Source organism: Bradyrhizobium sp. LB11.1, assembly GCF_040549385.1.
GTDB lineage: Bacteria > Pseudomonadota > Alphaproteobacteria > Rhizobiales > Xanthobacteraceae > Bradyrhizobium.
The window spans coordinates 690,646-713,822 of record NZ_JBEPTH010000002.1 but is presented as its reverse complement, the minus strand read 5'-3'; the positions used below and the strand labels follow the sequence as shown (position 1 = coordinate 713,822).

Here is a 23,177-nt window from a genome sequence, read left to right as displayed (position 1 = left end):
CGGTTGGCTGACCGAACAGAGATCGCGCGACCGCGACAACAATACGGCCTGCGCCAGGCGGATCGTGATCAGCATAGCACAGGCCGAGATATCCTGCTTGTGAACGTCGTTACAAGCGTAGCGCCGATGCCTACCGCTTGGCCGCTTCCTTCTGCAGATCCGGCGCGTTGACGGCGGGAATCGCGACGCGGCCGGGGCCGGTCATTTTCAGCGCCTCGGCAGCCTTCTCGTTCTGCATGATCTTGGCCATCACGGCCTGGCCGGCACGTTCGAAGATCGCGCGGTTCTCGATCACGAACTTTTGCGACCTACGGAGGCCATCGATGTAGCCGTTGATCTCCGGCACGACGTAGCGCGCGACCATGTCCCAGCTCCGGCGCGTGGCTTCCGGATTGGCCCAGTCGTGCACGAAGCCGATGACGGCGCCGACGCCGCCGGACACCTGCATCACGTTCTTGATGGTTTCGACGAGATCGTCGGGCGTGCCGATGGTGGACGCCGCGCCCTCGACGAAAGCGGTCTTGTCCACGGCCTCGTCGGGCGAGGAGAATGCGGTGAGGCCAGGCCGCTGCAGCGTGCCGACATTGTATTCGTTGTGCCAGCGCATCAGTCCCGCGCCGGCCTCTTTGCGCGCCTGCTCGCGGCTCTCGGCGATGTGGAAGCTTAGCAGGACGCGCCAGTCGGCGCGGCTGACCTTGGTGCCGTGTTTCTTGGCGGCATCCTCGGCAAACTGCCATTGCTGCTGCAGCGACATCAGGCCCTGCGTCGTCATCGAGCCCAGCGAGATGATGCCGATGCCGTATTTTCCGGCGAGCGTCATGCCCGACGGCGAGATCTGCGACGCCACAACGAACGGCATCTCTTCCTGCAACGGCAGGATCTGAAGCGCGGCGTCGTTCATGGTGAACCAGTCGCTCTTGGCGGTGACGCGCTCGCCGTTGAAGAGCCGGCGGATCACGCCGATTGCCTCGTCCTGGCGGTCGCGCTGTGTCATCGGGTCGATGCCAAGCGTGTGCGCGTCCGAGGCCAGCGCGCCGGGGCCGGAGCCGAAGATGGCGCGGCCGCCGGTCATGTGGTCGAGCTGCACCATGCGCTGGGCGACGTTGTAGGGATGGTGATAGGGCAGCGACACCACGCCGGTGCCGAGTTTGATCCGCTTGGTGCGCTCGCCGGCTGCGGCCAGGAACATCTCGGGCGAGGCGATCATCTCCCAGCCGGAGGAATGATGCTCGCCGCACCAGAACTCGTCATAGCCGAGCGCATCGAGCTGCTCGACCAGGTCGAGATCGCGCCGGAACTGAAGCATCGGATGCTCCCCGATCGGGTGATGCGGGGCAAGAAAGGCTCCGAATTTCAGGCGCGCCATGGCGTTCTCTCCGGCTGTCATTTTCTGTTTGTTGGTGCCGTGAGGCTACGTGCCCGATGGCACGAACGCAATCGCGCGTATGTCCCGCACGACGGAATGCAGGCATGCGTTGAGGCGCTGCCGCGATGTGCTCGGCCTGCATGGCCCGAGACGCTGCGCTTTGCGGGCTCCCCACCATGAGAGTCCAAGACCACGGCGGTTCAGCACGGTCCGACGCCAAAGAGGCAGGTCCTACCTCCGAGGTAATCGCGCCGATGACGCCGATCTGCGAGCCTGGCGCGCAAATATATTCCCGAGGGGGCGCGCGCCGATGCATCAACCCGTCACAAAGCCCGTTGATTCGACGCGCCGCTGGTGGGTGCTGGCGATCGTCGTCGCCGCGCAGTTCATGTTCGGCGTCGACGCCTTCATCGTCAACGTCGCCATTCCCACCATCGCGGTCGACCTGCACGCGACGCCGGCGCAGATCGAGTCCGTCATCGCGATCTATCTGATCGCCTATGCGACGCTGGTCGTCACCGGCGGCCGGCTTGGTGATATCCACGGCACCAAGAATGTCTTCCTGGCCGGCGTGCTCGGCTTCACCGTGACATCTCTGTGGTGCGGCCTGGCGCAATCCGGCATGGAGCTGATCGTCGCGCGGCTGGCGCAGGGCGCGACCGCAGCGCTGATGGTGCCGCAGGTGCTGGCGACCCTGCATTTGCTGTTCACCGACGACTCGCGCGGTCGCGCCTTTAGCATCTACGGCATCGTGCTCGGGCTCGCGGGCGCTGCGGGCTTTCTGCTCGGCGGTCTGCTGGTCACGATCGACCTCGCCCACACCGGCTGGCGCTCGGTGTTCTTCGTCAACGTGCCCTGCGGGGTCGTGATCGCCGCGGCCGCCTGGCGCATCATGCCGCCGGTGCCGCGACGGGCTGGTACAAGGCTCGACATCAGGGGCAGCATCGTGCTGTTCGCGGGGCTGCTGTGCCTGATCGGCCCGTTGCTGTTCGGTCACGATGCCGGCTGGGCACCGGGGCTGTGGATCGCGATGGCGATGGGCGGCGTGATCCTGGCGGCGTTCCTGCAACTCGAACATTCGGTCGCGCGCGCCGGCGGCATGCCGTTGATCGATCTGACGCTGCTGGCGGATGCGGCCTTCCTGCGCGGGCTCGGCGCGGCCTTCTTTTTCTTCGTCGCCAACCTCTCGTTCTATCTGGTGATGACGCTGTTCATGCAGCGTGGGTTAAGGATCGCGCCGCTCGCAGCCGGCCTCGCCTTCATTCCGCTCGCACTCGCTTTCGTGGTGGCGTCGCGCCACAGTGGTGCGCGGGCGCGGCATCGCGGCACCAAAGTGCTGATCGAAGGCTGCGCGCTTCAGATCGTTGGCCTCGCCGCGCTCGCGCTTCTCGCGAATGATCTCGATACGCCGACGCCGATCGCACTCGCGCTGATCATGATCATCTTCGGCTACGGCCAGGGCATGGTGATGGCGCCGCTCTCGGGCGCGGTGCTCTCGACCGTCAAACCCGTCGCGGCCGGCTCGGCGTCCGGCATGTACGGCACCGTTGCGCAGATCGGAAATGCGGCCGGAGTGGCCGCAATCGGCGCGGTGTTCTTCGCGGTCGAGGCGTTGCAATCAGCGCGGGCAGGATTTCTCGTCTCGCTCGGGCTGTTTGCGGCGTTAATCATGATCTGCGCCGCATTCCTGACGTGGATGCGTCATGCATCTGCACGAAGTTGAGGCAGGGCGGTTAATACCTGCTGATTCCTGCGGGAATTTGCGTGATTCCCGGCATGTTGACAGCACACGGCCTTTTCATTTTGCACTGCAGCAACTATCTGGTCTGGGTAAACGTTGAACGTCGCCCACCAGGAATTTGCCGTGTCGCTAGCCCGTAATCTCGATCTCTTGAAACATCTGCCGAAGATGGATGGTCTGCGCTTGCCCGACTTTGGCGCGAGCGCCGACGCCTCAAGTCCGCTCGCGGAAGTCACAGGCTTCGGTGACAATCCCGGCAATCTTCGCATGTTGGCGTTCGTGCCGGCGCAATTGCAGAAGCCGCGCGCGCTCGTCGTCGTGCTGCATGGCTGCGGCCAGACCGCGGCGGCTTACGACCTTGGCGCGGGCTGGTCGACGCTCGCGCGTCACTACGGCTTCGCGCTGGTGATGCCCGAGCAGCAGCGCCTCAACAACGGCAACACCTGCTTCAACTGGTTCAATGCGGAAGACACCGCGCGTGACAGCGGCGAGGCGCGTTCGATCCGCGAGATGATCGCGCATATGGTTCAGGCACATCGCATCGATCCCCGGCGCGTCTTCATTACCGGCCTCTCCGCCGGCGGCGGCATGACCTCGGTGATGCTCGCGACTTATCCGGAAGTGTTCGCGGCCGGCGCGGTGATCGCAGGCCTTCCTTACGGCATTGCCTCGAACTTGCGCGAGGCGCTGGACGGTATGTTCCATTCGCCGGCGCGGCCCGAGCGTGAGCTTGGTGATTTCGTGCGGCGGGCGTCGAACCATCGCGGGCCGTGGCCGAAGGTGTCGGTGTGGCACGGCAGCGCCGACCGCACCGTCAATCCCGGCAATGCCAACGAGATCGTCAAGCAGTGGCTCGATTTGCACGATTTGCCGACGGCGCCGATGGCCGAGACCAATGTCGACGGCTATCCGCGCCAGGCCTGGTGGAACAGGGACGGCGAGACCCTGGTGGAATCCTACGCCATCACCGGCATGGCGCACGGTACGCCGCTGGGGATTGCCGACAACGACCAGCGCTATGGCGTCGAAGGCGCGTTCCTGATCGAGGCCGGCATTTCATCGTCGTATCATATCGCAAAGTTCTTCGGCCTGACCGGATGGATTCAGGACGCGGTGAAAAAGCCGGCGGACTCGAAGCCGGCACTTTCGCCGGCACCGCATCTCGCCCGCTCGATCCGCGCGGCGGTGGCCGATGAGTCGGCCGAGCCGAAGCGGGAGATGGCCAGCGGCTTCGATCTCGGCGCGGTCATCACGCGTGCGCTGACGGCCGCGGGATTGATGAAGTAATTCGCTGCGCCCCTACATCTCGCCGGTGATGAACGGATTGGTCATCCGCTCCTGGCCGATGCTCGAGCCCGCGCCGTGGCCGCAGATGAAGCCGACATCATCGCCGAGCGGCAGCAGCTTGGTCATGATCGAATTGATCAGCGTGGCGTGATTGCCGCCGGGCAAATCGGTGCGCCCGACCGAGCCCGCGAACAGGACGTCGCCGACATGGGCAAACCGCAAATCCTTGTTGAAGAACACCACGCTGCCCGGTGAGTGGCCGGGGCAGTGAAAGACGTCGAAGGTCAGGCCGCCGATCGAGACGGCGTCGCCCTCGTCGAGCCAGCGGTCCGGTTCGAAATTGCGCACCTCCTTCATGCCGAAGCGCGCGCCGCTCTCGACCACATTGTCGAGCAGATATTTGTCGGCGACATGCGGGCCCTCGATCGGCACGCTCAGCGCATCGCGCAATTCCGCTGCGCCGCCGACATGGTCGATATGGCCGTGGGTCAGCCAGATCTTCTCGACCGTCACGCCGGTCTGCTTGATCGCCTCGAGGATCTTCGGCACGTCCCCGCCGGGATCGATCACCACGGCTTTCTTGGAAAGCTCGTCCCAGATGATGGTGCAGTTCTGCTCGAACAGCGTCACGGGGACGATGATCGCGCCGGCCTTGGCCTGCGAGGATTCCTGGGTGTTATTTTGCTCAGTCATGGGCCTCACAATGCCGATTTTTGCTGCGCCGCCAAGCAAAATAGTCGTGGCGCGGACGGGGAACAGTCGCGTCCGCCGTCACACAGCCGTCCCAATTCGCGTGGCTGTTTGAACCGGGGCGTTGCTGCCGCGTTCTATCGCGCAGGCAGATTTCCGGGTGGGTTTTCCGACATGGCTCAAAGCGGCGAGAACTGGTGGCGCGACGGCATCTTCTATCAGATCTATCCGCGCTCCTTTCAGGACAGCAATGATGACGGCGTCGGCGATCTCGCCGGCATTTTGCGGCGGCTGCCTTATGTGAAATCGCTCGGCGTCGATGCGATCTGGCTGTCGCCGATCTTCCCGTCGCCGATGGCCGATTTCGGCTATGACATCTCGGACTATACCGGCGTCGATCCCCTGTTCGGCACGATGGCGGATTTCGATGCGCTGCTCGCGGCCGCGCATGACAATGGTCTGAAGCTGATCCTCGACCTCGTTCCGAACCACACGTCCGACCAGCATCCCTGGTTCATCGAAAGCCGCTCCTCGCGCGACAACCCCAAGCGCGACTGGTACATCTGGCGCGATCCAGGCGCGGACGGCGGCGTGCCGAACAACTGGCTGTCCGAGTTCGGCGGCAGCGCATGGCAAGTCGACGCGGCGACGGGGCAATACTACTATCACGCCTTCCTCGCCGAGCAGCCCGACCTCAACTGGCGCAATCCGGACGTTCGCACTGCGATTTACGACGTGATGCGGTTCTGGCTGGAGAAGGGTGTCGACGGCTTTCGCGTCGACGTGATCTGGCACCTGATCAAGGATGCCGAATTTCGCGACAATCCGCCGAATCCGCATTACGTCGAGGGCCGGCCGCCGAATGAGAACATTCTGACCCGGTACTCCACCGATCAGCCGGAGGTGTTTGACGTCATCGCCGAGATGCGGCGCGTCACCGATGCCTATTCAGCGCGCGTGCTGATCGGCGAGGTCTATCTGCCGCTGCACCGGCTGATGGCCTATTACGGCAACGACCTTACCGGCGCGCAGATGCCGTTCAATTTCGCGCTGCTCTCGACCTTCTGGAGCGCGCGCTCGATCGAGAAGATCATCGAGGACTACGAGAAAGCGTTGCCGAAGGGCGCGTGGCCGAACTGGGTGCTCGGCAATCACGATCGTCCGCGCGTCGCCAGCCGGGTCGGGCCGGAGCAGGCCCGTGTCGCTGCCATGCTGCTGTTGACCTTGCGCGGCACGCCGACCCTTTACTACGGCGATGAGATCGGCATGCACCAGCTCGCCATCTCCCCTGCGGATGTCCGCGATCCCTTCGAGAAGAACGTGCCCGGCATCGGCGTCGGCCGCGACGGTTGCCGCACGCCGATGCAATGGGATTCGTCCAACTTCTCCGGCTTTTCGGAGGCGAGGCCGTGGTTGCCGCTGCCGGAGGATCATACCCGCGAGAACGTCGTTAATCTCGATGCCGATACGCGCTCGATTCTCAGTCTGTACAAGCGCCTGATCGCGTTGCGGAAGAGTTCACCGCCGCTGTTCGCCGGCGACTATCATCCGATCGCCGCGCAAGGCGATTTGCTCGTCTATCGCCGCGAGGTCGAGGGCAGGGCGGTCATCGTCGTGCTCAATCTCGGCCCTGAGCCGATTGCGGTGACGACGAGCTCTATTCGCTTCGGCAGTGAGATCCTGCTGTCGACGTTTCTGGATCGCGAGGGCGAGCGGCTGGAAGGCGTGCTGGATTTGCGGGGGAATGAGGGTGTGATCGTCCTACCGCCATCGTAGCTGCCGCGAAATGGCCGACACTCTCGCCCCGTCATTGCGAGCGCAGCGAAGCAATCCAGACTGCCACCGCGGAAAGACTCTGGATTGCTTCGCTGCGCTCGCAATGACAACTGTGGAAACGACGACATCGCGACATTATCCGGGATGCCTCTTCCCCCGCACCGTAGTCTTGTCGATATCACTCCGCTTCAACAAATAATCCAGCCCGCCGACGCGGTACCAGCGATAGCCATAGGGCTCCAGCACGATGCGGTGCTGGCCGCGCTTGTCTGCGTGGCTGTGATCCTCCGCGAGCAGATTGATCAGGTGCTCGCCGGCATCGCCGGGCAGGCCCGCCGCAAACGCGATCTCGCGCGGCTTCTCGTCGAGATTATGCACGAACAGCACGGAGTTGTTGCGCCAGTCATAGCGCATGATGAACACAGCGGGATCGCGTGTCGGGATGATCGCAAAGTCGCCCCAGCCGATCTCGGGCACCTCCTTGCGCATGCGGACGATGCGCTCGGTCCAGTTCAGCATCGAATTGGGATCGCGCCGCTGTTTGGCGACGTTGACGTGCTCGTAGCCGTAAGGTCCCTTGTCGATGACAGGGTTTGCCGGCTTGTTGCTCTTGGTGAAGCCGCCATGCGGCTCGGTCGACCATTGCATCGGCGTGCGCGCGCAATTGCGTTCCGGCAGCGAGAGATCGTCGCCCATCGCGATCTCGTCGCCGTAGCGGATCACAGGCGTTCCCGGCAGCGTGCACATCAGGCTGTAAGCGAGCTCGAGCCGCCGGCGGTCGCCCCCCAGCATCGGCGCAAGCCGGCGCCTGATGCCGCGGTTGTAGAGCTGCATGTCCTTGTCGGGACCAAAGCTTTTGAACACGGTGTCGCGCTGCGCCTTGGTCAGGCGTCCCAGATCGAGCTCGTCATGATTGCGCAGGAACAGGCCCCATTGCGCCGAAGCCGGCCGCGGCTTTGTTGCTTTCAGTGCCTTCGCCAGAGGTCGCGAGTCGCTCGACGCCAGCGCATAGAACAGATGCTGGTTCACGTGAAAATTGAACATCATATGCATGCGGTCGGCGTCCTCACCGAAATATTCCATGTCGGTGTCCGGCAGCACATTGGCTTCGGCCAGAATGATGGCGTCGCCCTCACGCCATTGCAGGAATTCGCGGAAGGTCCGCAGCATGTCGTATTGCTCTATTGGCCTCTTCACCTTCGCGCCCTTGGTGGCGATGATGAAGGGCACGGCGTCCATGCGAAAGCCTGAGACGCCGAGCTGGATCCAGAACCCCATGATCTTCAGGATCTCCGCCTGCACGTGCGGGTTCGACGTGTTGAGATCGGGCTGGAAATCGTAGAAGCGGTGGAAGTAATACGCGCCGGCTTCCTTGTCGCGCGTCCAGGTCGATTTCTGCACGCCGGGAAACACCATGCCCTTGTTGGCGTTGGCAGGCTTCTTGTCCGACCAGACATACCAGTCGCGATAGGGCGAGTTCTTGTCGCGCCGCGCCTCCTTGAACCAGGGATGCTGGTCGGAGGTGTGGTTCACCACGAGGTCGATGATGACGCGGATGCCGCGCTGCTTGCAGCCATGGGTGAACTCGACGAAATCGCCGAGCGTGCCGTAGCGGGAATCGACGCTGTAATAATCGGCGATGTCGTAGCCGTCGTCGCGGCCCGGCGAAGTCTGGAACGGCATCAGCCAGATCGTGGTGATGCCGAGGCCATGCAGATAATCCAGCCGGCGCAACAGGCCCTTGAAGTCGCCGACACCGTCGCCGTTAGCGTCCATATAGGTGCCGACGGAGAGGCAATAGATGACGGCGTTCTTGTACCAGAGATCGTCGATCATAGCGGGGCAGCCCTCGATGCTCCCGCCGAGGTGCGGCGGCTGCGTGATAAGTGCGTGGGGGAGGGGAGGTTCCCGCGAGTGTGACGCCGCGGTTCGGCTCCGTCGGGCAGTGTCCCCGCCCACAGGAATCGGCTAATCTGTCCGCATGGAGAACCCCGCCCGCAACATCGCCTTCGTACCGCCGCCGGACCGTCGTCAATCCGAGACGGCGCTTGCGATCGCGCGCGGCACGGCGCGGCTGTTGCGCTCGCTCGGCTTTACCTGCATCAGCGAATTGCCGCTGCCGTCAGGCCGGCGCGCCGACCTGGTGGCGCTGAACGAGCGCGGCGAGATCTGGATCGTCGAGATCAAATCGTCGGTGGAGGATCTGCGCGCCGACCAGAAATGGCACGAATACCGCGCCCATTGCGATCGGCTGTTCTTCGCCTTCACGCAGGACCTGCCGTGCGAGATATTTCCGCAAGATACCGGCCTGATCATCGCGGACGCCTATGGCGCGCACATGCAGTGCGAAGCGCCCGAGCACAAGATCGCAGCAACGACCCGCAAGCAGATGACGGTGCGGTTCGGAATGGCGGCCGCGCTGCGGATCAACCGGCTGGTCGATCCGCAGGGGCATGCGGATTTCTGGGAATGAGCGCCGCAAACAAAGGTGTCGTAGGGTGGGCAAAGCGCAGCGTGCCCACCATTCAAGCCAATCAAGATTAATGCAGAGATGGTGGGCACGGCGCTTTGCGCCTTTGCCACCCTACGAGACCTATACTCCCGTCATCCTGAGGTGCTCGCGCAGCGAGCCTCGAAGGATGCAGGGCCGAGATGCAGCCGGGCCGTCGCCCTTCGAGGGCCGCTTCGCGGCCACCTCAGGGTGACGGTGATAGATTATTGGTTGCGGAAATCTACCTTGGCGCGCGCTTCGCCAAAATCCGCTGCAGCGTACGCCGGTGCATGTTCAGCCTCCGCGCCGTCTCCGAGACGTTGCGGTTGCACATTTCGTAGATGCGCTGGATGTGCTCCCAGCGCACGCGGTCGGCGGACATCGGGTTCGCCGGCAACTCGGACTTGTCCGAGCTGGTCGAGAGCAGCGCCGCGACGACGTCGTCGGCATCCGCAGGCTTCGAGAGATAATCGATCGCGCCCATCTTCACCGCGGTGACGGCGGTAGCGATGTTGCCATAGCCGGTCAGCACGATTGCGCGGGCTTCGGGACGCTTCTTCTTCAGCGCGGAAACGACGTCGAGACCGTTGCCGTCGCCGAGCCTGAGATCGACCACGGCGAAAGCGGGCGCGGACTTGCCGATCTGCGCAAGACCGTCCGAGACCGTGTCACACGACGTCACCGCGAAGCCCCGTGTTTCCATGGCGCGCGACAGGCGCTCCAGGAACGGCTTGTCGTCCTCCACGATGAGAAGCGAGCGGTCGCTCTGTTCGTTCATTTCGGCGATGGCGTTCAAGGCTTTGTCCTCTCTTCAGCACATCTACATATGGCGTCGCAATCAGGCGGTGCCAAGGCCGCCAACAGTCGATCGGGCCTTACATGCGACGCAAGGTCGCGGCCTATCCTATTGTTTCTTCTAGGCTCTCGATAGTCTCAAAACGTTCGCGCGGCCACGCGATCTGTACCACTGCACCGTGTTCCGGAAAGGGCCGATTGGTAAACGAGACCTTGGCGCCGGTGCGTTCGAGCAGCGTGCGCGCGATGAACACGCCGAGCCCGAGGCCGCCGCCTGCATCCTGGGTGCGCCGCCGCGACAAATAGGGCTCGCCGATCCGGTTCATGAGATCGGGGGGAATGCCGGGGCCGTCGTCGGAAATCACGATCTCGATCGTCTCATTATTCCACCACGCATTCACTTCTACGGCGGTGCGCGCGAAATCGACGGCATTCTCGATGATGTTGCCGACGCCGTAGAGCACCGCCGGATTGCGCGATCCGACAGGTTCGGTCGCGGCGGCTACCGCGATCCGGACCTTGATGTCGACACCGAAGTCGCGGTGTGGCGCCACCACCTCTTCGATCAGCTCGGACAGTTTCATGCGGTCGAAGGGCGCACCGGTGGAGGAGAGCTGGGTGATCTTGCTCAAGATGTCGCGGCAGCGCTGCGTCTGTTCACGCAAGGTCTTGAGGTCGGCAGCGAAGACCGGATCCGTCACCGTCTTCTCGAGCTCGCGCGAGATCAGGAAGATGGTTGCGAGCGGCGTGCCGAGTTCGTGGGCGGCGGCGGCGGCCAATCCGTCGAGTTGGGTCAGATGCTGCTCGCGTGTCAGCACCAGTTCGGTCGCGGCCAAGGCGTCGGCGAGCTTGCGCGCTTCCTCGGTCACCTGGAACGAGTAGAGGCTGGTGACGCCGATCGCGAGCACGATCGAAAGCCATACGCCGACGAGATAGATCGGCGGCAGCACCACGGGATCCTCGGAGTCCCAGGGCAGCGGCAGATGAAAGAAAAACAGGATCGAAGCGCAGGCCACCGCCAGAAGGCCGAGGGCGAATGTCAGCCGGGCCGGCAGCGCGGTGGCCGAAATCAAGACAGGCGCGAGGAACAGGAACGAGAACGGGTTCTGCAATCCGCCGGTGAAGAACAGCAGTCCCGCCAGTTCCACGATGTTCAGCGCCAGCAGCCCGGCCGCCTGGAGCGGCTCAAGCCGTTGCATCGGGTTGGCGACGGTTTGCAGAGCCAGATTGAGCGCCGCTGACAACGCGATGATGCTAACGCAGGGGACGATCTCGACGTCGAACTCGAACCCCTGCGCCACGATGAAGATCGCGGCGAGCTGGCCCAGCACCGCGAGCCAGCGCAGCCGCAGGATGGTGTCCAGGCGGATGTGTCGTTGCGAGGGGCGGAAGTCGGAAGCGGCAGTCTCGGTCATTTCGGCCAATCTAGCGGTGCGCGTGTCCGATCACAAACACGCTGGCCCACACATTCGGTCTGCTTACAAGCCTTGCGCTTACCAGCGCAATGGCGGAAGAACGCCTCTAGCATGACCGAGAACGCCAATGCTGCAAGTCGGCCGACTGTCGCGGATGGCATTTTGTCCACGGCCATCGAGGTCGATCGCCTCGTCAAGGTCTACAAGCAGACCCGCGCGGTGGACGGCATCTCCTTCACGCTGCCCCGCGGCAGCATCACAGGGCTGCTCGGCGGCAACGGCGCCGGCAAGACCACCACCATCGCGATGATCATGGGGCTGGTGCTGCCGACCTCCGGCCGCGTCCGTGTGCTCGGGCACCGGATGCCGGAGGACAGCGCCGCCGTGCTGGGGCGGATGAATTTCGAGAGCCCCTATGTCGACATGCCGATGCGGCTCACGGTGCGGCAGAACCTCACCATTTTCGGCAAACTCTATGCGGTCAGGCACCTCGCCGACCGTATCGCCAAGCTGGCCGACGATCTCGAACTCAACGAGTTCATTGACCGCGCCAACGGCAAGCTCTCCGCCGGACAGAAGACCCGCGTCGCGCTCGCGAAAGCGCTGATCAACCAGCCGGAGCTGTTGCTGCTCGACGAGCCGACCGCCTCGCTCGATCCTGATACCGCCGACTGGGTGCGGGCGCATCTGGAGCGGTACCGCAAGGAACACAACGCCACCATCCTGCTGGCCTCGCACAACATGCTCGAGGTCGAGCGGCTCTGCGACCGGGTCATCATCATGAAGCGCGGCCGCGTCGAGGACGACGACACGCCCGACGCCATCATGGCCCGCTACAACCGCACCACGCTGGAGGAGGTGTTTCTGGACGTCGCGCGCGGGCGGACGAACGGTGCGAATGAGGGGGCGCGATGAGCGAGTTTCTATCTTTGGGTCGTAGCCCGGATGGAGCGAAGCGAAATCCGGGGCCAATCCATCCGGGCGCCGCGGCCCCGGATTGCGCTTCGCTCCATCCGGGCTACCGGCTCCATCCGGGCTACTCGGTACCACGATGAGCAAGCTTTCTCTCCACCGCGGCATCTCCGCCCAACGCATCGGCGCGATGATCCTGCGCTACTGGTATCTGCTGATGTCGTCCTGGCCGCGGCTGCTCGAGCTGTTGTACTGGCCGGCGCTGCAAATCATCACCTGGGGCTTCCTCCAGCATTACATCGCCCAAAATGCCAATTTCTTCGCGCGCGCCGGCGGCACGCTGATCGGCGCCGTCATCCTCTGGGACATCCTGTTTCGCGGCCAGCTGGGCTTCTCCATCTCTTTCCTGGAGGAGATGTGGGCGCGCAACCTCGGCAACCTCATGATGAGTCCCCTGAAGCCGATCGAGTTTCTGCTCTCGCTGATGGTGATGAGCCTGATCCGGCTGACGATCGGCGTCATTCCGATGACGCTGCTCGCGCTGATCTTCTTCCACTTCAATGTCTACAGCCTCGGCCTGCCGCTGATCGCCTTCTTCTGCAACCTGATCTTCACCAGCTGGTCGGTCGGCATCTTCGTCTCGGGTCTGGTCTTGCGGAACGGCCTTGGCGCCGAGAGCATCGTCTGGACGTTGATGTTCGGCATCATGCCGCTTGCCTGCATCTATTATCCGGTCAGTGTCCTGCCGGGTTGGCTGCAATATGTCGCATGGTCGTTGCCTCCGACCTACGTGTTCGAGGGGATGCGCGCGCTGCTGATCGAGAACACCTTCCGGACCGATTTGATGCTGCAGGCGTTGGCCATCAACGCAGTGCTTCTGGTTGCTTCCTTTTGGGCATTCCTCGCTCTTTTGCGCAGCGCCCGAAAACACGGCTCGCTGCTGTCGGGCGGCGAATAACGTCACTTTCCCGTGGATTCAGGCTGATTTAACCGCGCCCGCCACGTAGATGTACGGAACCATGCATTGACGCAATATTACGCATTCGGCAGTATGCTGCGATGCGAAGAGGAATTTGATCATGCCGATTGGTGAGTTTGGCGGCGCGCCGCCCCTGGCTGCAGAAGGCAGTCCGGTCCTGACAACGCCGATGTACTGGATGTACGAGATGGCTCAGGCCTCCCTCAATCCGGCACGCGCCATCACCGACGCGACCAAGCTGCTGTTTCAGAATCCGCTGAATCCCTGGGCGCGCACCGAAGTCGGCAAGTCGGTGGCTGCGGCCTGCGAATTGTTCGAGCGCACCACGCGCCGCTACGGCAAGCCGGAATGGGGCCTCGACGACACCGATGTCAACGGCATCCGTGTCCCTGTCGAGGTCCGCTCGGTCTGGGAAAGACCATTCTGCAAGCTGCTCCATTTCGATCGCAAGTTCGCCCGTCCGCTGCGCAGCCCGCAGCCGCGCGTGTTGATCGTGGCGCCGATGTCCGGCCATTACGCGACGCTGCTGCGTGGCACCGTCGAGGCCTTCCTGCCTGCGCATGAAGTCTACATCACCGATTGGGCCGACGCCCGCATGGTGCCCTTGAGCGAAGGCCGCTTCGATCTCGACGATTACATCGATTACGTCATCGAGATGCTGCATGTGCTCGGCGGCAACACGCACGTGCTGGCGGTGTGCCAGCCTTCCGTGCCCGTCGTCGCCGCCGTCTCGATCATGGAAGCGCGGCGCGACCCTTTCGTGCCGACGTCAATGACGCTGATGGGCGGCCCGATCGACACCCGCCGCAATCCGACCGCGGTGAACCAGCTCGCCCAGGAGCGCGGCATCGACTGGTTCCGCAGCACCGTGATCAGCAAGGTGCCGTTCCCGCATCCGGGCATGATGCGCGACGTCTATCCGGGCTTCCTGCAGCTGAACGGCTTCATCAGCATGAATCTCGATCGGCACATGGACGCCCACAAGCAGCTCTTCGCCAATCTGGTGAAGGGTGACGGTGACCTCGTCGACAAGCATCGCGACTTCTATGACGAGTATCTCGCGGTGATGGACCTCTCGGCCGAGTATTATCTGCAGACAGTCGACACCGTGTTCGTGAAGCATTCGCTGCCGAAGGGCGAGATGATGCATCGTGGAACTCGCGTCGATCCGTCCAAGGTCACGCGTGTTGCGTTGATGACGGTCGAAGGTGAGAACGACGACATCTCGGGTCTCGGTCAGACCGAAGCGACGCACGGATTGTGCAGCTCGATTCCGGATCATCGCCGCGTTCATTACGTCCAGAAGGGCGTTGGACATTACGGTGTGTTCAACGGCTCGCGCTTCAAGTCGGAAATCGTGCCGCGTATCCATGATTTCATGGTCTCGGCTACGAATCCGAACACAGCACAGGCGGCCGCGGCCGAATAACTGCGTTTTTCGGCTTTCCCGTCGAAAATTCCGACCCCGTGGGAGGCTTCGGGAGGGTTAGGTTCCCGTCAGATTCGAGGTATTTAGGTAGCTTTATAGGAGTGAGTCCTCCCTCACCCCTTGGGGGTGTCACATGCATCCTACGGGGGCGAAAAAACCGGGTTCCAACCCCAGTCTGTAGGGTCTCCCGGACGCCAGACCCCTGTATATTGGGCAAATGATTTGTTTTTGCGCCGAGCGCTTTCCCTGGCGGCGGTTATGGCAGAATCCGGGCGAACTCTTGCTCCCCGGACTGACAGACATGGCCACACGCGCACTCCTCTATCGGCGGCCCCACGAACCGAAGACCGTTTTGATCGCCCATGGGTCGCAATTCTTTGCGATTCGGCTGCGCAGGCATCGTCGAGCGCGCCGTTACACGCTCAGAATTCATCCGAGCGACCGTGAAGCCATCCTCACGATCCCGCCGCGCGGCACGCTCGCCGAAGCCAAGGACTTCGCGCAGCGTCATGGCGCATGGATTGCGGCACGTCTCGGCCGTTTGCCCAAGGCTGCACCGTTCCAGCCTGGCACAGTGATACCGCTCCGCGGCGTTCCTCACCGCATCGTACATCGCGCCATCGCGCGCGGCACGGTGTGGACCGAAATTCGTGACAGCGGTGAGCGCATTCTCTGCGTCGCCGGCGGGCTCGAACATGCCGATCGCCGCGTCAGCGACTTCCTCAAGCGCGAAGCGCGCAAGGATCTGCAGCGCTCGGCGGAGATTCATGCGGCCGAGCTCGGCGTCAAGGTGAAGCGGCTCTCGATCCGCGATCAGTCCAGCCGCTGGGGCTCCTGCACCTCGGCCGGCTCGCTGTCGTTCTCCTGGCGCCTGATCCTCGCGCCACCTTACGTGCTCGACTATCTCGCCGCGCACGAGGTCGCCCATCTCGTCGAGATGAACCACTCGGCCCGCTTCTGGCGCGTCTGCGGCAAGATCTGCCCGTCGATGGAGCGCGCCAAGAAGTGGCTCGACACCTGTGGCAATGATCTGCACCGGTATGGGGTCGAGGATTAGGGCGCGCTGTTGTTGCATTTGACGCCGTCATCGCCCGCCTTGTGCGGGCGATCGCATTTTGCTCCATCACATCAGGGCTTTCGACCCATCGAGCGCCCCTCATGCCGCTACACGCCGGCTACTGTGCATGGGGTTGTTCTGGCGTTTTTGAATTGAGGTCACCCGCGACCTCAGATCGAAGCTACCGGTTTCCGCCAAACAGCCGGTCCATCAGCCAGCCATCGAGCCCTGCCGCGGCTTCCGGCCGCGCATTGACATTGGCGCGCGTCGGCGGCGGGGCACGATAGCCGCCATTGCTGACCGGCGCAGGTCCAGGCGCTGCCACCTGTGTCGGTGGCGACACCTGCGATGAGATCTGCACGAGGTTCGCCGGCCCCCAATTGCTTTGCAGGTTCGGCAAGGCCGCCACCGGCACGCCCTCGTGCGCGGTGCGCATGAAGCGGGTCCAGACTTCGACCGGCAGGCCGCCGCCGGTCGCCTTCTTGGTCGGCGAGTTGTCGTCATTGCCGAGCCAGACGCCGGTGACGAGGTTGGCGGTGTAGCCGATGAACCAGGCGTCGCGATAATCCTGGCTGGTGCCGGTCTTGCCGGCCGCCTGCCAGCCCGGGATCTCGGCCTTCTTCGCTGTGCCGGAGATCAGCGTCTCCCGCATCATCGTGTTCATCATGCCCACGTAACGCGGCTCGATCACCTGGCTATGCTCGTCGGCAGGCCGCATGTAGAGCAGCTTGCCGTCGAGCGTCCTGATCCGGGTCACAACATGCGGCACGGCCGCGAAGCCGCCATTGGCGAACGCCGCATAGGCCCCGACCATCTCGACCACAGAGACTTCCGAGGTGCCGAGCGCGATCGAGGCGTTGGGCTCGAGTTTGGAGGAGATGCCGAGCCGATGCGCAGTCCGTACCACGTTCTTCGGCCCGACCTCGAGGCCGAGGCGGATGGCAACGGTGTTGAGCGACATCGCCAGCGCATGCGTCAGCGTCACCGCGCCGAAATACTCGTGCGTGTAGTTCTCGGGCTTCCAGCCCTTGACCTCGATCGGCGCGTCCTGGCGGATGGTGTCGGGCGTCAGCCCTTGTTCCATCGCCGTCAGATAGACGAACGGCTTGAAGGATGAGCCCGGCTGGCGCTTCGCCGTGACCGCGCGGTTGTACTGGCTGTCGGAATAGTTCCGCCCGCCGACCATGGCACGCACCGCGCCGTCGGGCGTCATCGCCACCAGCGCTCCCTGGCTGACATTGAACTTCACGCTCTTGGCCGCAAGCTCGTCGATGATGGCGGCCTCCGCCACGGCCTGGAGCTTTGGATCGATCGTGGTCTCGACCTTGATGCTGTCGTCGATCTGGCCGACGAGATCGTCCAGCACCTCGCCGATCCAGTCGGCGACGTAGTTCACGGTGCCGGCGCCCACCGGCTTCACGTTGTAGGAGGGATGGCCGATCGAAGCCTGCGCCTGCGCTTCGGTGATGAATTTGGCGTCCGCCATCGCTGCAAGCACGATCTTCGCGCGCGCTTCCGCACCTTCCGGATTGCGGTTCGGCGCCAGGCGCGAGGGCGATTTGACCAGGCCGGCCAGCATCGCGGCTTCGGCGATCGTCACGTTCTTGGCCGGCTTACCGAAATATCTTTGCGCGGCGGCCTCGACGCCGTAGGCGCCGGAGCCGAAATAGACGCGGTTGAGATAGAGTTCCAGGATCTCGCTCTTGGTATGCTTGCGCTCCAGCCAGATCGCGAGCTCCGCCTCCTGCAGCTTGCGCTGCATGGTGCGCTCCTGCGTCAGGAACAGGTTTTTCGCGAGCTGCTGCGTCAGCGTCGAGCCGCCCTGCGACACGCCGCGATGGAGCACGTTGGTGACGAGCGCGCGCAGAATGCCGATGGGGTCGATGCCGAAATGCGAAAAGAAGCGGCGGTCTTCGATGGCGATGAAGGCCTTGGGCAGATAGGGCGGCAGGTCTTTCAGCGAGACGTTGGCGCCGGCCATCTCGCCGCGCTGCGCCAGCAGGCTGCCGTCCATGCCGACGATCTGGATCGTCGGCGGCCGCTTTGGAATCTCCAGCGACTGGATCGGCGGCAGATGGGCGCCAACCCAGATCACGACGCCAACGATGGCGATCACGCCCCACAGGCTCAGCACGGCGCCCCAATAGACGAGGCGGCCGAGGCCGGCGCTTATACTTGATTTCGACCGGCGCTTGGCGCCGCTGCGGCTGGCCGGCGTCTTGCGCTCGCGCGGCGGCTCGTCGTCGGACGAATCGGTCTTGCGCTTGGTGGAGGACTTTTTCGGCTTGTCGCCGCCGCCGGGAATGCGATCAGCCGCGGTCAGGCGCAGATCGGCGAGCGCCGCGGGCAAGCCGAACAACGGCTCCTTCCGCCCACCCTTTTTCTTTCCCGACCCCATACGCAAACGCCCGGTCACCCCGCCCCGCCGCACGCTAGCGGTCGCTGTTTAAGGCCCGGTTACCCGGTCGTTAACGCGCGATTAGGAGGTGCGGCATTCGCCCGCCGCAGTTCCGCTCATGGGAAGGCAGAGCTAGGATCGTGGCCACAGACAAGAGGGAACCCCACGCATGGGCCACATCGATCCGACCAAGGACATCTTTGCGCAATTCCGGGATAACGACCGCCCCGGTCCGATCCACATGCTCAATCTGGTGCGACTGCGCAAGGACGCGGCCTATCCCGACGGCCGCAAGGCAAGCGGCGCGGAAGCCTATGCGGCCTATGGTCGCGAAAGCGGCCCCGTGTTCGAGCGCCTCGGCGGCCGCATCGTCTGGCAGGGCAGGTTCGAATTGATGTTGATCGGCCCGCAAGAGGAGCGCTGGGATCACTGCTTCATCGCCGAATACCCAAGCGTCGCCGCCTTCGTCGAGATGATCCGCGATCCCGTCTATCGCGAAGCCGTCAAGCACCGCCAGGCCGCGGTGGAGGATTCGCGCCTGATCCGGCACGCGGTGCTGCCAGTGGGGAAGAACTTTGGGGAGATACCGAAGTAGGCCTCCAAAAAAATCGGCGGCCCTTGGGCCGCCGATTGCATTTCAGATCTCAACCACTAACCCGCCGGACCCGCGTCCTCCAGGATCGGGCCGAACAGCTCCCAGCGCTCGCCGTTGAACTTCATCATCTGAAGCTGCTTGTTGACGCGGTAGTCGGTCGCCGAGGTGTTGGCCTTGATGCCCGGCAGCGCGACGTCGCTCGTAAAGTCCTTCAAAGAAGCCGCCTGCTTCATGACGTTCTCGCGCGTCAGGTTGTCGCCGCACTGCTTCAGCACATAGACCAGGAGCTGGGCGGTGCCATATCCATAGGTGTTGAAGTTCGAGTCCTTGTCGCCATCCGGATAGTACTTGGCCATGAAGTCGAAATACTTCTTCAGACCGGCGTCGTCCTTCCAGGTCGGATCCAGCGGCTCCTTGCCGTAGTTGACGCTGATCAGGCCCTTGGCGGCATCAAGGCCTGCCGGCTTCAGCACCGCGCCGACCGAGGTGGCGTTGATGTCGACGATCTGCACCGGATGCCAGCCCATCTCGGCGATCTTCTTGATTGCCTGCGCGGCCTGCTTCGGCGTCGTCGCGCTGAAGAACAAGTCTGCGCCGGCATCCTTGATCTTGAGGATCTGCGAGTCGACTGTGGGATCGGACACCTCGTAGGACGCTTCTGTCACGATCATCTTGGCGGCCTTGTCGCCGAGGCCGGCCTTCATGCCGTTCAGATAGTCCTTGCCGAGATCGTCGTTCTGATAGAGCACGCCGATCTTCGCGTTCGGATGCTCCTTCAGAATGTACTGGCCGTAGATTCGACCTTCGACGAAATAGTTCGGGTTGTAGCCCATGGTCCACGGGAAGTTCTTCGGGTCCGTGAACCTCGAGGCGCCGGTTGCCGCGAACAGCTGCGGCACCTTCTTGGAGTTGAGATATTTCTGGACGGCCGCGTTCACGGGCGTGCCGATGATCTGGAAGGTCAGGAGCACCTCGTCGCTCTCGACGAGCTTGCGGATCTGCTCCACGGCTTTCGGCGGCGAATAGGCGTCGTCATACTGGATCAGATTGATCTTGCGGCCGTTGACGCCGCCCTGGTCGTTGATCATCTTGAAATAGGCAGCCTGGGTCTTGCCGATCGACGAATAGGCCGACGCCGGTCCCGAAAACGGCATGGTCTGTCCGACCTTGATCTCGGTGTCGCTGGCGCCAGGATCATATTTCTTCTGGGCATTGGCCGCAGAGACTGACAGCGCGAAGGTCAGCGCCGTTGCCGTGGCCAGATGCAAAATTCCATTCCTCATTCGCAATTTCCTCGATGTGTTATTGCAGATGGTCTGCCCGACGCACTGCTGCGCACCCGACGCCATCGCTGGCCGCGAGTGTGGAGGAACCCTTGCTGCAACGCAAGGTGGGCGGAGACGCGCAGTTCGTAGGGTGGGTTGCGACAGCGTAACCCACCCTACGAGATCGGTTCTAAGGTTAACCCGCCGGGCCATTATCCTCAATGATCGGCCCGAACAGCTCCCAGCGCTCGCCGTTGAACTTCATCATCTGCATCTGCTTGTTGACGCGGTAATCGTTCGGCCCGGTGTTGATCTTGATGCCGGGCAGCGCGAAGCTCGGAGTGAAGTCTTTGATGTTGGCGACCTGCTTCATCACGTTCTCTCGCGACAGGTCATCGCCGCATTGCTTCAGAACTTGGACCAGGAGTTCGGCAACCGAATAGCCATAGGTGTTGACGGTGTTGAGCTTGTCGCCTTCGGGGAAATACTTGTCCATGAAAGCGAAGAACGCCTTCACACCGGGATCGTCCTTCCACTGGGGATCGCCGGGCTCCTTGCCGTACTGGGTCGAGATGATACCCTTGGAGATGTCGAGGCCGGCCGGCTTCAGCGTCGCTGAGATCGGGCTGGCATTGATGTCGAGAATGTGTACCGGCGTCCAGCCGAGCTCGGCGACCTTCTTGATGGCCTGTGCCGCGAACTTCGGCGTCGAGGCATCGTAGAAAAGATCGGCGCCCGTCGATTTCAGCTTGACCACCTGCGAGTCCACCGTCGGATCGGTCACTTCGTAGGAGACCTCGCCGACGATCATGCCGGCGGCCTTGTCGCCAAGGCCGCTCTTCAGGCCGGCAAGATAGTCGCGGCCCATGTCGTCGTTCTGGTACAGCACGCCGATCTTGGCGTTCGGATGCTCCTTGAGAATGTACTTGGCGTAGATTCGTCCCTCGGAGATGTAGTTGGGATTGTAGGCAATGGTCCAGGGGTAGTTCTGCGGATCGTTGAAGCGCGCTGCACCAGTCGAGGCGAGGAGCTGCGGGATCTTCTTGCCGTTGAGATATTTCTGCACGGCGGCGTTGGCGGCCGTGCCGATGATCTGGAAGGTGAAGAGCACTTCGTCGCCTTCGACGAGCTTGCGAACCTGCTCGACGGTCTTCGGCGGCGAATAGGCATCGTCATACTGGATCAGATTGATCTTGCGGCCGTTGATGCCGCCCTGGTCGTTGATCATCTTGAAGTAGGCGGCCTGCGTCTTGCCGATATTGGCGTAGACGGAATAGGGGCCGGAGAACGGCACGGTCTGGCCGATCTTGATCTCGGTGTCGCTCGCACCGGTGTCGTATTTTTTCTTCTGTGCGAGGGCTTGGTTGGCGGAGAACGCGAAGGCGAGCGCCACCGTGGCAGCAATGAAGGCTCTGCGATTGCTCATGTTGGGTTGTTCCTCCTGATGGAATTTTCTGGTCGACGGTCTTTTTCCCGTTGATTGCAACGGTCGCCATCGCTGCCGAAGATTGTGGAGGAAGGGCAGGCGCCGCGCAAGGATCGCGGCACTTGCGCCTTAGCGTCTCAGGCGAAGGTCTTAGGACAGGAACAAAGCAACCAGCGCGATCGCCGCGGGCAGCGCCTGTACGATCAGGATGCGTGTGCTGACGGTCGCGGCGCCATAGGCGCCGGCCACGATCACGCAGAGCAGAAAGAACACTTTGATCTGGAACGCGAATGCCGGGTTGCCGTGGACCAGACCCCAGATCAGGCCGGCGGCGAGGAAGCCGTTATAGAGGCCCTGATTGGCAGCCAGCACCTTCGTGATCTCGGCCTTCTCGGGCGTATTGCGGAATGTCTTCAAGCCAAGCGGCTTGTCCCAGAGGAACATCTCCAGGATCAGGAAGTAGGCGTGCAGTGCGGCAACCAGCGCCACCAGGATATTGGCGATCCAGATCAAGTTGAGCTCCCCCAAAAAGCATCAGCTTTCGGGTGGACGTTATCACGGCCGGCATGGCAAACGCGATGGCGTGTTTCGATGCCATGGTGCCGCAATGCCCGCGCGATCAATCAAGCCGTCTGTTAGCTTTGGCCTCGATCGGCTGCCGACGCCGATCGGGATCGCGCTGCTCGTCACCGATGCCGACGGCGCGTTGCGGGCGCTCGACTGGGACGATTACGAGCACCGCATGCGCGAACTCCTGCGCCTGCATCATGGCGCGGTGGATTTGGTTGATCTGCCCGCGCCGACGGCGATGAAGACCGCGCTGTCGGCTTACTTCGAGGGGGATCTCGGTCAGCTGTCAGGCATTGCATGGCGCATCGCCGGCACCCCGTTCCAGCAGAAGGTCTGGACCGCGCTCGCGAAAATTCCCGCAGGAACCACGATGAGCTACGGCGCGATGGCCGCAAGGATCGACATGCCCAGGGCTATTCGCGCCGTCGGCCATGCCAACGGCTCCAATCCGATCAGCGTCGTGCTGCCCTGTCACCGCCTGATCGGCGCCGATGGCTCGCTGGTGAAATACGGTGGCGGCCTCGAACGCAAGCGCTGGCTGCTGCGGCATGAAGGGGTAGAGGTTTAAGAGGTTTGAGAATTTGTGAGCGACTCGCGGCGCTGTAACCGATCCTCAGACTTTGGACGTCATCACTTTCTGCACGATCTTCCAGGTCCCGTTCACCTTCAAGCACGACAACAGGTCCGTGAAGGACCGCGGCGGAATCTGCAATTTCACCTTCAAGAGCGCGAGCTCGCCTTCAACATCGATTGACAGGATCTGATCGTCTCGCTCGAACCCCTGTTGCTCCGGCGCTTTCATGTTGCGGACCGCTGTTAGCCAGGTCGCAATCGGCGTCACGCCCACGTTACCGTCCTCGGCGACCTTCGTCACGGAACTCGAGGGGTGAAATATGGATGCAAATTTCTCAGCATCCATTTCGTAGGCAGCATCGAAATAGGTCTGCGCAAGGGAGCGCAAGACGGGAACGTCCGTATCCATTGT

General features: G+C 62.9%; 20 protein-coding genes. 10 read left to right on the top strand and 10 right to left on the bottom strand.

Translation table 11 applies throughout. The features are described 5' to 3' along the window. Positions 1-130 precede the first annotated feature (130 nt). Positions 131-1,366, bottom strand: a complete 1,236-nt coding sequence (locus ABIA96_RS07215; protein ID WP_354136326.1) for an LLM class flavin-dependent oxidoreductase — start codon at positions 1,364-1,366, stop codon at positions 131-133. Between the two features lie 310 nt (positions 1,367-1,676). Between ABIA96_RS07215 and ABIA96_RS07210 the strand changes: the two genes are divergently transcribed. Both ABIA96_RS07210 and ABIA96_RS07205 read left to right on the top strand, forming a co-directional pair. Then, the gene (locus tag ABIA96_RS07210; RefSeq protein WP_354136325.1) at positions 1,677-3,089 is read left to right on the top strand and encodes an MFS transporter; all 1,413 of its coding nucleotides are present in this window, start codon (positions 1,677-1,679) and stop codon (positions 3,087-3,089) included. A gap of 141 nt (positions 3,090-3,230) precedes the next feature. After that, on the top strand, positions 3,231-4,394 hold the full coding sequence (locus tag ABIA96_RS07205) for an extracellular catalytic domain type 1 short-chain-length polyhydroxyalkanoate depolymerase (RefSeq protein ID WP_354136324.1): 1,164 nt from the start codon (positions 3,231-3,233) through the stop codon (positions 4,392-4,394). A 12-nt stretch (positions 4,395-4,406) separates the two neighbouring features. On the opposite strand, the gene ABIA96_RS07200 is transcribed toward ABIA96_RS07205, so the two are convergent. Next, positions 4,407-5,087: an MBL fold metallo-hydrolase gene (locus ABIA96_RS07200; RefSeq protein WP_354136323.1), complete on the bottom strand. Its 681-nt coding sequence runs from the start codon at positions 5,085-5,087 to the stop codon at positions 4,407-4,409. 171 nt (positions 5,088-5,258) lie between these two features. Between ABIA96_RS07200 and ABIA96_RS07195 the strand changes: the two genes are divergently transcribed. Beyond that, a complete protein-coding gene (locus ABIA96_RS07195; protein ID WP_354136322.1) occupies positions 5,259-6,860 on the top strand; it encodes an alpha-amylase family glycosyl hydrolase in 1,602 nt (533 codons plus the stop codon). Between the two features lie 135 nt (positions 6,861-6,995). Here ABIA96_RS07195 and ABIA96_RS07190 read toward each other — a convergent pair whose 3' ends face one another. Next, positions 6,996-8,696, bottom strand: a complete 1,701-nt coding sequence (locus tag ABIA96_RS07190) for an alpha-amylase family protein (RefSeq protein WP_354136321.1) — start codon at positions 8,694-8,696, stop codon at positions 6,996-6,998. Positions 8,697-8,841: 145 nt separating this feature from the next. Here ABIA96_RS07190 and ABIA96_RS07185 point away from each other — a divergent pair, with 145 nt between their 5' ends. Further along, positions 8,842-9,333, top strand: a complete 492-nt coding sequence (locus ABIA96_RS07185) for an MmcB family DNA repair protein (protein ID WP_354136320.1) — start codon at positions 8,842-8,844, stop codon at positions 9,331-9,333. Positions 9,334-9,592: 259 nt separating this feature from the next. Here ABIA96_RS07185 and ABIA96_RS07180 read toward each other — a convergent pair whose 3' ends face one another. Next, complete coding sequence (locus ABIA96_RS07180) at positions 9,593-10,147, bottom strand: ActR/PrrA/RegA family redox response regulator transcription factor (RefSeq protein WP_354136319.1); 555 nt, start codon at positions 10,145-10,147, stop codon at positions 9,593-9,595. A gap of 103 nt (positions 10,148-10,250) precedes the next feature. After that, entirely contained in the window at positions 10,251-11,561 is a 1,311-nt protein-coding gene (locus ABIA96_RS07175) for an ActS/PrrB/RegB family redox-sensitive histidine kinase (protein ID WP_354136318.1), read from the bottom strand. Between the two features lie 111 nt (positions 11,562-11,672). Here ABIA96_RS07175 and ABIA96_RS07170 point away from each other — a divergent pair, with 111 nt between their 5' ends. From ABIA96_RS07170 to ABIA96_RS07155, 4 genes are all read left to right on the top strand, one after another. Further along, entirely contained in the window at positions 11,673-12,476 is an 804-nt protein-coding gene (locus ABIA96_RS07170; RefSeq protein WP_354136317.1) for an ABC transporter ATP-binding protein, read from the top strand. Between the two features lie 136 nt (positions 12,477-12,612). Further along, entirely contained in the window at positions 12,613-13,431 is an 819-nt protein-coding gene (locus ABIA96_RS07165; RefSeq protein ID WP_354136316.1) for an ABC transporter permease, read from the top strand. A 121-nt stretch (positions 13,432-13,552) separates the two neighbouring features. Beyond that, the gene (locus tag ABIA96_RS07160; protein ID WP_354136315.1) at positions 13,553-14,881 is read left to right on the top strand and encodes a polyhydroxyalkanoate depolymerase; all 1,329 of its coding nucleotides are present in this window, start codon (positions 13,553-13,555) and stop codon (positions 14,879-14,881) included. A gap of 217 nt (positions 14,882-15,098) precedes the next feature. After that, positions 15,099-15,938 carry a M48 family metallopeptidase gene (locus ABIA96_RS07155; protein WP_354136314.1) on the top strand — a complete coding sequence of 280 codons (840 nt, stop codon included), beginning with the start codon at positions 15,099-15,101 and terminating at the stop codon, positions 15,936-15,938. Positions 15,939-16,119: 181 nt separating this feature from the next. Here ABIA96_RS07155 and ABIA96_RS07150 read toward each other — a convergent pair whose 3' ends face one another. Continuing rightward, positions 16,120-18,336 (bottom strand): transglycosylase domain-containing protein, encoded by a 2,217-nt coding sequence (locus tag ABIA96_RS07150; RefSeq protein ID WP_354136313.1) that lies wholly within the window; start codon positions 18,334-18,336, stop codon positions 16,120-16,122. Positions 18,337-18,505: 169 nt separating this feature from the next. On the opposite strand from ABIA96_RS07150, the gene ABIA96_RS07145 reads away from it, so the two are divergent. Then, entirely contained in the window at positions 18,506-18,931 is a 426-nt protein-coding gene (locus ABIA96_RS07145) for a DUF1330 domain-containing protein (protein ID WP_354136312.1), read from the top strand. A gap of 56 nt (positions 18,932-18,987) precedes the next feature. On the opposite strand, the gene ABIA96_RS07140 is transcribed toward ABIA96_RS07145, so the two are convergent. The 3 genes from ABIA96_RS07140 to ABIA96_RS07130 form a co-directional block, all read right to left on the bottom strand. Continuing rightward, positions 18,988-20,214 (bottom strand): ABC transporter substrate-binding protein, encoded by a 1,227-nt coding sequence (locus ABIA96_RS07140; protein ID WP_354136311.1) that lies wholly within the window; start codon positions 20,212-20,214, stop codon positions 18,988-18,990. A 178-nt stretch (positions 20,215-20,392) separates the two neighbouring features. After that, positions 20,393-21,622, bottom strand: a complete 1,230-nt coding sequence (locus ABIA96_RS07135) for an ABC transporter substrate-binding protein (RefSeq protein ID WP_354136310.1) — start codon at positions 21,620-21,622, stop codon at positions 20,393-20,395. Between the two features lie 150 nt (positions 21,623-21,772). Beyond that, the gene (locus ABIA96_RS07130; RefSeq protein ID WP_354136309.1) at positions 21,773-22,135 is read right to left on the bottom strand and encodes a DUF1304 domain-containing protein; all 363 of its coding nucleotides are present in this window, start codon (positions 22,133-22,135) and stop codon (positions 21,773-21,775) included. Positions 22,136-22,229: 94 nt separating this feature from the next. On the opposite strand from ABIA96_RS07130, the gene ABIA96_RS07125 reads away from it, so the two are divergent. Further along, positions 22,230-22,760 (top strand): methylated-DNA--[protein]-cysteine S-methyltransferase, encoded by a 531-nt coding sequence (locus ABIA96_RS07125; protein ID WP_354136308.1) that lies wholly within the window; start codon positions 22,230-22,232, stop codon positions 22,758-22,760. 45 nt (positions 22,761-22,805) lie between these two features. Here the strand turns inward: ABIA96_RS07125 and ABIA96_RS07120 are convergent, their stop codons facing one another. Beyond that, on the bottom strand, positions 22,806-23,174 hold the full coding sequence (locus ABIA96_RS07120) for a nuclear transport factor 2 family protein (protein WP_354136307.1): 369 nt from the start codon (positions 23,172-23,174) through the stop codon (positions 22,806-22,808). Positions 23,175-23,177 lie beyond the last annotated feature (3 nt).